Origin of the sequence: Nocardia niigatensis NBRC 100131, assembly GCF_000308655.1 — a bacterium.
Taxonomy (GTDB): Bacteria; Actinomycetota; Actinomycetes; order Mycobacteriales; family Mycobacteriaceae; genus Nocardia; species Nocardia niigatensis.
In genome coordinates this window covers 210,699-219,622 of record NZ_BAGC01000113.1, presented here as the reverse complement: position 1 = coordinate 219,622, position 8,924 = coordinate 210,699, and the positions used below count along the sequence as shown (strand labels likewise).

The following is an 8,924-nucleotide window of genomic DNA, read 5'->3' as shown; positions in this document are numbered from 1 at the left end:
ATCCTCGAAACCCACCTCGGGTGGGTCGGCAAGGCGGGCTGGAACATTCGGCTCACCGACGGCGCCCGCCCCGACTGGGCCCAACGCCTGCCCGCGGAACTGCTGTCCGCGCAACCGGATACCAACCTCGCCACCCCGGTGTTCGACGGTGCTCGCACCGAGGAGCTGACCGGACTACTCGGCTCGACCCTGCCGAACCGCGACGGCGAGGTCATGGTCGGCGAGGACGGCAAGGCGACGCTCTTCGACGGCCGTACCGGCGAACCGTTCCCGTACCCGATCGCGGTGGGCTACATGTACATCCTCAAGCTGCACCACCTGGTCGACGACAAGATCCACGCGCGTTCGACAGGCCCGTACTCGATGATCACGCAGCAGCCCCTCGGCGGTAAGGCGCAGTTCGGTGGTCAGCGCTTCGGTGAAATGGAATGTTGGGCCATGCAGGCGTACGGCGCGGCCTACACCCTGCAGGAGCTCCTCACCATCAAGTCCGACGACGTGGTCGGCCGCGTGAAGGTGTACGAGGCGATCGTCAAGGGCGAGAACATTCCCGAACCGGGTGTTCCCGAATCCTTCAAGGTGCTGCTCAAGGAACTCCAATCCCTCTGCCTCAATGTCGAAGTCCTCTCCGCGGGTTCCGCCATCGAACTCCGGCAGCCCGATGACGACTTCGACCGTGCCGCCACCAATCTCGGAATCACCGTCACCCACAACGAATCCGCGACCATCACCGACCTGACCGGCTGAATGACTCGGCAATGTGCCGCTTTCCCAGCTCCCCGTGGGACGCGGCACATTCGCCGGTCCGGCTTTGCAGGGCCTCGACGCGGTTGGCACTATGGCCGCCGTATGTCTTTTCAAACGAATACTGCCCGCGACAGTCTCGAAGGGCTGTCCGTCGGAGATGCGTTGGGGGCGCAGTTCTTTGTGCCCGGGCGTTCCCTGCCCGACCTGATCGCCGGCCGGCCACCGGCCGCGCCGTGGGAATGGACCGATGACACCGAAATGGCCTGCTCGGTGTTCGTGGAGATCCGCAACCGGGGCCGCATCGATCGAGACGCGCTGGCCGCGGCCTTCGCCGATCGGTGCGAGCCCTACCGGGGATACAGCGGAGGCACGGTGGCGCTGCTGCATCGGATTCGTGAGGGCCGTCCGTGGGCGGAGGCCGCCGGCGCGCTGTTCGACGGGCGCGGATCCTGGGGCAACGGGGCCGCCATGCGCGTCGCCCCGCTGGGAGCCGCCTTGCCCGGCGAGCTGGACCGGGTGGCGGCACAGGCCGCGTTCTCGGCCGAGGTGACGCACCGGCACGCGGAGGCCATCATCGGCGCCATGGCCGTCGCCGTCGCCGCGAGCCATGCCGCGGCCACGTGTGGAAAAGGCTGTGCCCCAGCCGAATTACTCGATGCCGTCGAACCCTATCTGGTCGACGGGCGCACCGCCGACGGCGTGCGCCGCGCTCGAAAACTGCTGGGCCGCACCGTTGCCGAGGCGGCGTACGAACTCGGCAACGGTTCCCAGGTCACCGCCCAGGACACCGTGCCGTTCACACTCTGGGCCGCCGCCACCCACCTGCGCGACTACCCCGCGGCCGTCACCGCCTGTGTGGCGGCGGGCGGCGACGCGGACACCACCGCCGCGATCGTCGGCGGAATTGTGGCGGCGCACACAGGCATCGGCGACCACGGCCCGGTCCGGGGCATCCCCCGGCAGTGGCTCGCGGCGCGCGAACCGCTGCCCACCTGGGCCGTCGAAGAAACGTAACGACCCGTCCGCCCGCCCTGATCCGCGCCGTGATGTGTGACCGCAATCATGGCGGCGCGGTACTCGGGCCCCGGTCGCGGCAAGTGTGATGATTGTCGGATTCCCTCCCAGGTAGACCGATCGTCATACTTGTTCCGAGTTTCGTGGCGAGCGGTGCTCACTCGCCGTCCCAATCAGATGCCGGGGACCACGCTGGGGTGTGGATCGGTCGAGTCCCCGGCGAACGCCGAGATCAGGAGGGCCGATGAAGCGCAGTCGAGTGGCAGTCGGGATCGTTGTCACCGGTCTCGCCCTGAGCGCTCCCACCGTGGCCATCGGGGCCGGCCCGGCCGGAGCCGACCCGGCGGACCAGGGATGCCACACCGGGACCCGGGTGCCGACCGACGACCCGCACGAGTACGACTCGTGCATCGCCGGCGAGTGGGGAAACCTCCGCCGCTGCCCGCCCTTCACGATCGTGAATCAGACCGCAGACGGCGACGTCCGCTGCGTCAACGAATGAGCGGTGCCGCGGGCCGGAGTGCGGCCAGGCATTCCTGAACCAGGCGGACCGCCTCGGGCAGTTCCATGTGGCGCTCGGGATAGGCGGCGAGGTGGCCGCCGTCGGGGAGAACCATGGCGACCGCGCCGAGTTCGCGGACCAGGATACCGACGTGCTCGAGCGGATCCGGTGCGTTGACCGGGTCGTCGATGGCCTGCAGGACCCGGAACCCGGTGGCGGCGGCGCGGATTCGGTTCCAGTCGAAGCCGCCTTCGAAGAATCCGGCGAGCAGGTCGTAGCCGACCTCGTGGGCGGAGGCCGAGACGAGCACGACGCCCGCGAAAGTTCCCACGCTCACGTCGTGAGCTTCGAGCACACGCAGTACGTTCACCGCGCCGAAACTGTGCCCGCCCAGCACGGTGTCCTCCGGGGGGGTTGCCCGCCGCGGCCGCCGCCAAGGCCTCGCGCCACGGATCACATTGCGGCGTATCGATATCCGGCAGATTCGGGATGACGACCTGATGCCCCAGATCACTCAGCTCCGCGCGGAACGCCGGGAACCAGACACTGTCCTCACGGGCCTGCAGTCCGTACGAGACCACGATGGTGCTCACTACTCGATAGTCCTCTCGTTGTCGGTGCGAGTCAGAACGGCACAGCCTGCACCACGGCACTGGCATTCGACTGGCAATGCCCGTACCGCCTTCGCAAGGCGGCGCGAGTAGTCACGGGCGCTCCGATCCGTCCCCCGTTGCCAATCGGCTCCGAGCACATGGTGACCGAAAAGGCATCGAGTTCGCCACGAATTCGGCCGGCCGGATCGGGCAAACAGGAAGCGATCGAGCAAGTGAGCGCACGCTCAGGACATTTGACCAGTTGCGAATGAATTGCCAAGTGGGCCGATAAGTTACATCAAACCCTTTGTTACACATACAGACTCGAATAGCTCGGAGGTGACCATTCCCACAGCGCTGAAACAGCGGTTCCGGTTGAACGCCCAACCTGGAATCCGTAAAGTTACTCACTAGTTAGGCACGAAGGTGTTCCTACCTCGGCCCGACATTCTGCTAGGGGGCCAATCAATCACCGTCCGCATCCACCGACGCATGTCGGACGAACATCGTTGGATACCAACAGGTTCGTATTTAAGGAGGGGACGATGGTCTCGTACATCGTCACGGGCGGAACTGGATTTCTGGGCCGGCGCGTTGTCGCCGCGCTGCTGGAGCGCGACCCGGAGGCCGTGGTCCATGCACTGACGCGTGAGGCCTCGGTGGCCAAACTGCGCGAGCTGGCGACCGGATGGGGAGCGGCGGACCGGGTGCTTCCGCTGGTCGGAGACCTGGCCGCGCCGGGACTGGGGTTGCAGGACGAGGCGCCCCGGGCCGATCACGTCATCCACCTCGGCGCGGTCTACGACATGACCGCCGACGCCGAGGTCACCTATGCCGCGAACGTGCAGGGCACCCGCTCGGTCATCGACCTGGCTCTGGAACTCGGCGCGGTCCTGCATCATGTGTCCTCGGTAGCGGTCGCGGGCGATCACAAGGGCAAGTTCTTCGAGGACGACTTCGACCTCGGCCAGGGCCTGCACTCCCCCTACCACCGCACCAAGTTCGAGGCGGAGAAGATGGTGCGCGAGGCCGCGGGCCTGCGCTGGCGGGTGTACCGCCCGGCCATCGTGGTCGGCGATTCCCGCACCGGCGAGATGGACAAGATCGACGGTCCGTACTACTTCTTCCCCGCCATCGCGGGGCTGGCGGCGCTGCCCTCGGAGCTGCCCATGCCGATCCCGGATCTGGGCGCCACCAATATCGTTCCGGTGGACTACGTGGTCGACGCCATGGTCGAGCTGATCGGCAAGCCCGGGCTCATCGGCCGCACCTTCCACCTCACCAACCCGGAACCGCAGCCGTTCACCGAGATCTACAACGCGCTGGCCCGCGCGGCCGGCGCGCCCACCGCGATCGGCACCGTGCCGGGCTCGCACGCCGCGCTCAACGCCCTGGGTGGCATTCCGGGCGTGCCCACGGTGCGGGACTTCCTGCTGGAACGCTTCGGCATTCCCGCCGAGGTGGCACCGCACACCTCCTTCGAGTCCACCTTCGTCTCCGACTCCACCCGGGCCCAGCTGCGCGGCAGCGGCATCGAGGTCCCCGCGTTCGAGGACTACGCGGAGACCCTGTGGAAGTACTGGCGCGCCAACCTGGATCCCGATCGCGCCCGCCGCATCGAGGGCGATTGCCTCGCGGGCCGCATCGTGCTGATCACGGGCGCGTCCACCGGCATCGGACTGGCGACCGCGCACGCGGTGGCCAAGCGCGGCGCGACCGTGCTCATGGTGGCGCGCACCGAGGAGGACCTGAACGCGGCGGCCGCCGAGGTACGCGCGGAAAGCGGTGCGGCGCAGGCCTACATCTGCGACATCACCGATGAGAAGTCGGTGGAGCTGCTGGTCAAGCAGGTGCTGGCCGACCACGGGCATGTCGACTATGTGGTGAACAACGCGGGCCGCTCGATCCGCCGCTCGGTGCTCAACTCCACCGATCGCATGCACGATTTCGAGCGGACCATGGCGGTCAACTACTTCGGCGCGGTGCGGCTGATCCTGGCGCTGCTGCCGTCCATGCGGGAGCGCCGCTTCGGGCACTTCGTGAACATCTCCTCGATCGCCGTGCAGACCAAGGTGCCGCGCTTCGCGGCATACGTGGCCAGCAAGTCGGCGCTGGACAACTTCAGCGAGATCGCCGCGGTCGAGAACGCCGATGCCGGCATCACGTTCACCTCGGTGCGCATGCCGCTGGTGCGCACCGCCATGATCGCGCCGACCGACCTGTACAGGTCGATCCCGGTGCACAGCCCGGATCAGGCCGCCGGCATCGTGGTGCGCGCGCTCGAGCACCGGCCCAGCCGCATCGACACCCCCATCGGCACCTTCGCCCAGTTCGTCGACACGGTCATGCCCTCGGTGAAGCGCGCCATTCTGCACCAGGGTTTCCGGATGTTCGGTGAGTCGAAGGCGGCGCGCAGGCCTGCGCCGGTCGCCCCGCCGAGTGCCGAAACCGCCACGGTCAGCGCCGAGACCGCCACGGAGAAGCCGGAATCACGCAGCCCGCTGCTGGCGCTGGCCCCGATCGTGCAGCCGCTCATGGGCCTACCCGCCCCGGCCGCGCGCATCACCAACCGCATTCCGGGCTTGCACTGGTAAAGGCTTGTCCTGCAACACAGTTCGGCCCGGTGTGGAACAGCACACCGGGCCGAACGTGATTCGGTATCCGCGGTCCGGTGGTGGGTGAGGCCCCAGATGCCGTGGCACCTGACGCCCCTCGAACCGCGGATACCCGGACCCCGCTCCGGGGTCTCGTCAGCAAGTCCACGAGACCGTCCGGGAGCCGGGCCCTTTCCCCTCCCCGGGGTCAGAGGTGGCCGGCGGCGAAGTTCGCCGCGTCCACCAGATCGCTGCCGTAGGCGACGTGCGCGTTGGCGTCGACGCCGGAGCCGCAGATGGGATCGCCGCCGGTGCACCAGTCAGCGGTGCGGGACAGGTACGCGCCGGGCACATTCCAGCCCAGTCCGCGCGCGGGGTCGCCGAACAGCAGGACCGCGGCGATCCGCTCGACGAGGTAGTCCGGCAGCTGGACCCGGCCCGGGTACCAGGACACCACGGCGGTGCCCAGGGCGGCGTGCACGACGGCGGCGCCCTGCGAGTAGCCGACCAGGACGAACTCCTGGTCCGGGCAGGCGGCGGCAGCAGCGGCCAGGTGCCCCACCAGATCCGCGCTCCCCGCGCCCACGTCGAACGAGTAGTCCGCGGGGTAGCTCACGCGGTACGAACTGATCGAGACGGGCAACCGATCCTGCAGCATGCCGTAGAGCGGATCGCCGATCTCGTCGCCGAGCCACCCGGGTTCGCCTGTGCCCCTTGCCACTACGACGTCCACGGCGGCGCATCCCTCGTCCGCGTGGGCCTTCGATTGTGGAACGAACACGGTCGCGATCGTGAGCATGATCGCGAGACCCCAAGCCGTACGCCATTTTCCAGGCAGCTGTACCTTCCGGTCGCCCATTGTCCTCACCTCTCACGTCGTTGTGAGAAGCCCAGTGACTCTTGTCATTGACTAGAGACCGATCACCGGGCCATGTGACCCACGGTAGGAAGAGTCCAGGAGGGTGGCAACGAATTCTACTGGAGAGACACCTGATTGGTACCCAAACGTTTCATCATGAAACTTGTTATCTACGTGCTACTTTGGGGCAACAAATCGGCCACGGACCGGATCCGGAGTACACCGCGAACCCCACGCAAAATGGAACTAGTTCTCATAGTGTGTTGGTATGGAACGACTTACCGGGCTCGACGCGAGCTTCCTCTATCTCGAAACGGACACCCAACTCCTGCACGTCTGCGCAATGCTGATACTCGACCCCGCCGCCGACGGGGTCAGCTACGAGCACGAGGCCTTCAAGGCCGAACTCGGGCGGCGGCTGCACCTCATTCCGGCCATGACCCGGCGGCTGCACGCGGTGCCGCTCAACCTCGATCACCCGGTGTGGGTGCGGGATTCGAACTTCGATCTGGACTATCACGTGCGCCGGCTCGCGCTGCCCGCCGGCGCCGGCGACCGCGGGCTGGCGGAACTGGCCGCCGACATCGCCGGACGCCCCCTCGACCGCGACCGGCCGCTGTGGGAGATGTGGGTGGTCGAGGGCCTGCCGCACGGCAGGGTGGCGGTCGTCTCGAAGTACCATCACGCCATCGTGGACGGCATCACCGGCACCAACATGATGATGCACCTGTGCGATATGCAACCCGGGGTGTCCTACACCCCTCCCGCCGAGATCCCCGCCGCCGAAGCGGAACCCAATGATCTGCAGCTGGCCGGCGAGGCGCTGCTGAAGATCCCGGGCCGGCTCGGCATGGTCGGCATGGTACCCAAGACCGTCGGCATCCTGGGCGGTCTGGTGCAGCGGCGGCGCGGAAACGGCAGCCGCGGCATGCCTTTGCCCTTCACCGCGCCGCGCACGCCGTTCAATCGGGCAATCACCCCGCATCGCGCCATCTCCTTCGTGCAGACCGAGCTGTCGGATATCAAGGAGATAAAGAGCGCCTTCGGCGTGAAGGTCAACGATGTGGTGCTGGCCGTGGTGGGCGGCGCGCTGCGCAGCTACCTCGAGCTGCACGACGAACTGCCCGAAACCTCGCTCATGGCCTCGGTTCCGGTGTCCACCCACGAGACCTCACGCCACGAGGAGGGCACCAACAAGGTGTCGACCATCTTCGCGCGGCTCTACACCGAGATCGAGGATCCGGTGGCACGGGTGCTGGCCATCGCCGAGGACAATCGGGGGGCCAAGGAGGAGCACAATCTGATCGGCGCCGATTTCCTCCAGGATTGGGCGAAGTACGCGCCGCCCAACACCTTTCAGCTGGCCGCGCGGGCGTACTCCTCGCTGAAGCTGGCCGAGCACCACCCGGTGGTGCACAACCTGGTGGTGTCGAACGTGCCCGGGCCCAACTTCCCCATGTACTTCCTGGGAGTCCGGGTGGCCTCGATGTATCCGTTCGGGCCGGTGTTCCACGGCGCCGGGCTCACCGCCACCGTGATCTCCAACAACGGGCACCTGGATTTCGGATTCATCGCCTGCAAGGAACTGGTGCCGGATGTGGACACCATCGCCGACGCCGTCCCCGAGGTGATCACCGCGCTGCTCAAGGCGGCACGCGAAAAGGGCTGACCCCGGGCCGAATCCGCTAGACCCGATCCACCACCGATTGAACGGCCTCGAGGAACACCGGGACAAAGACGTCCGCCTCGAGTGCGCAGGCCGCGTGACCGGCCTTGGCGAGAAAGATCTCCGCCCCCGGAATCGCCTTCGCCATCTCCAGCTGACGGAAGACGGGCAGTGCCCGATCCCGCGTGGTGATCACCACCGCCGTCGGCACTTTCAGAGTCGGCAGCCATTCCGACGCATCGAAACGCCCCAGCACCGCGAGCGCCTGTGCGAGCGCCCACCCGCTGGTGGCCCGCAGCTCCGCCATGGCCCAGCGATCCATGCGGCCCACCGGCCACGAGGATTCCGGCAGGGTCGGCAGTCTGTCGCGGCGCAGTTCGGCACGGCGGAAAGACCATTCGGACAACAGCGTGGCGGTGGCCGACCAGCCGCGATGGAAGGCGCGCTCGCGCCACTTCTCCTGGAAGCGGTAGGTGGTGGCGGCCAGCACCAGCCCGCCCACGCGGTCCGGGTGGCGGTGCGCGGTCAGCTGCGCGACCACGCCGCCCATGGAATAGCCTGCGAGAATGGGGCGTTCGACACCCACCGCATCGGCGACGGCGACGACGTCATCGGCCAGATCGTCGAGATCGAAACGCTCGGAACGGATTCCGTGACCGTGCCAGCGCTGATCGAACAGGATCACGCGGTAGCGCTCGTTGAGTTCCCGCAGGCACGGGAACCAGTTGAGCATGGCGGTGGTGGCCATGCCGTGCAGCAGCAGCACGGTCGGGGAATCCGCGGCCGGCCCCGGCAGGTCCACCACGTAGGTCGAGCCCCGGCCGGACAACTCCACCATCGCACCCTGCGGCACCTCGGTGAGCCGGGAGATGCGCGGTGAGAGCCGCCGGCCTCGGCGGGGCGCCGCGGCGGGCGTGGTCAGATCCAAGCTGGGGTTCGTCATCGAAGG

At 67.6% G+C, this 8,924-nt stretch carries 8 protein-coding genes; 5 read left to right on the top strand and 3 right to left on the bottom strand.

Annotated features, from left to right (window positions below):
- The 3 genes from ON33_RS36490 to ON33_RS36480 form a co-directional block, all read left to right on the top strand.
- On the top strand, nucleotides 1–747 hold a 747-nt coding region (locus ON33_RS36490), incomplete at its 5' end, for a DNA-directed RNA polymerase subunit beta (protein WP_040863691.1).
- A gap of 102 nt (nucleotides 748–849) precedes the next feature.
- The gene (locus tag ON33_RS36485; RefSeq protein ID WP_040863690.1) at nucleotides 850–1,761 is read left to right on the top strand and encodes an ADP-ribosylglycohydrolase family protein; all 912 of its coding nucleotides are present in this window, start codon (nucleotides 850–852) and stop codon (nucleotides 1,759–1,761) included.
- 244 nt (nucleotides 1,762–2,005) lie between these two features.
- Nucleotides 2,006–2,263 carry a hypothetical protein gene (locus ON33_RS36480; protein ID WP_157184929.1) on the top strand — a complete coding sequence of 86 codons (258 nt, stop codon included), beginning with the start codon at nucleotides 2,006–2,008 and terminating at the stop codon, nucleotides 2,261–2,263.
- Here the strand turns inward: ON33_RS36480 and ON33_RS36475 are convergent.
- Nucleotides 2,253–2,633, bottom strand: a complete 381-nt coding sequence (locus tag ON33_RS36475) for a hypothetical protein (protein WP_157184928.1) — start codon at nucleotides 2,631–2,633, stop codon at nucleotides 2,253–2,255. The genes ON33_RS36480 and ON33_RS36475 overlap by 11 nt on opposite strands.
- Before the next feature lie 768 nt (nucleotides 2,634–3,401).
- Here ON33_RS36475 and ON33_RS36470 point away from each other — a divergent pair.
- A complete protein-coding gene (locus ON33_RS36470) occupies nucleotides 3,402–5,450 on the top strand; it encodes an SDR family oxidoreductase (RefSeq protein WP_040863687.1) in 2,049 nt (682 codons plus the stop codon).
- 208 nt (nucleotides 5,451–5,658) lie between these two features.
- Here ON33_RS36470 and ON33_RS36465 read toward each other — a convergent pair whose 3' ends face one another.
- Complete coding sequence (locus ON33_RS36465; protein ID WP_051153413.1) at nucleotides 5,659–6,309, bottom strand: cutinase family protein; 651 nt, start codon at nucleotides 6,307–6,309, stop codon at nucleotides 5,659–5,661.
- Nucleotides 6,310–6,577: 268 nt separating this feature from the next.
- Here ON33_RS36465 and ON33_RS36460 point away from each other — a divergent pair, with 268 nt between their 5' ends.
- Nucleotides 6,578–7,978, top strand: coding sequence for a WS/DGAT/MGAT family O-acyltransferase (locus ON33_RS36460; RefSeq protein ID WP_040863685.1), 1,401 nt, complete (start codon nucleotides 6,578–6,580; stop codon nucleotides 7,976–7,978).
- Between the two features lie 16 nt (nucleotides 7,979–7,994).
- Here the strand turns inward: ON33_RS36460 and ON33_RS36455 are convergent, their stop codons facing one another.
- Nucleotides 7,995–8,918 carry an alpha/beta fold hydrolase gene (locus ON33_RS36455; protein ID WP_063711168.1) on the bottom strand — a complete coding sequence of 308 codons (924 nt, stop codon included), beginning with the start codon at nucleotides 8,916–8,918 and terminating at the stop codon, nucleotides 7,995–7,997.
- Between the last annotated feature and the right edge of the window lie 6 nt (nucleotides 8,919–8,924).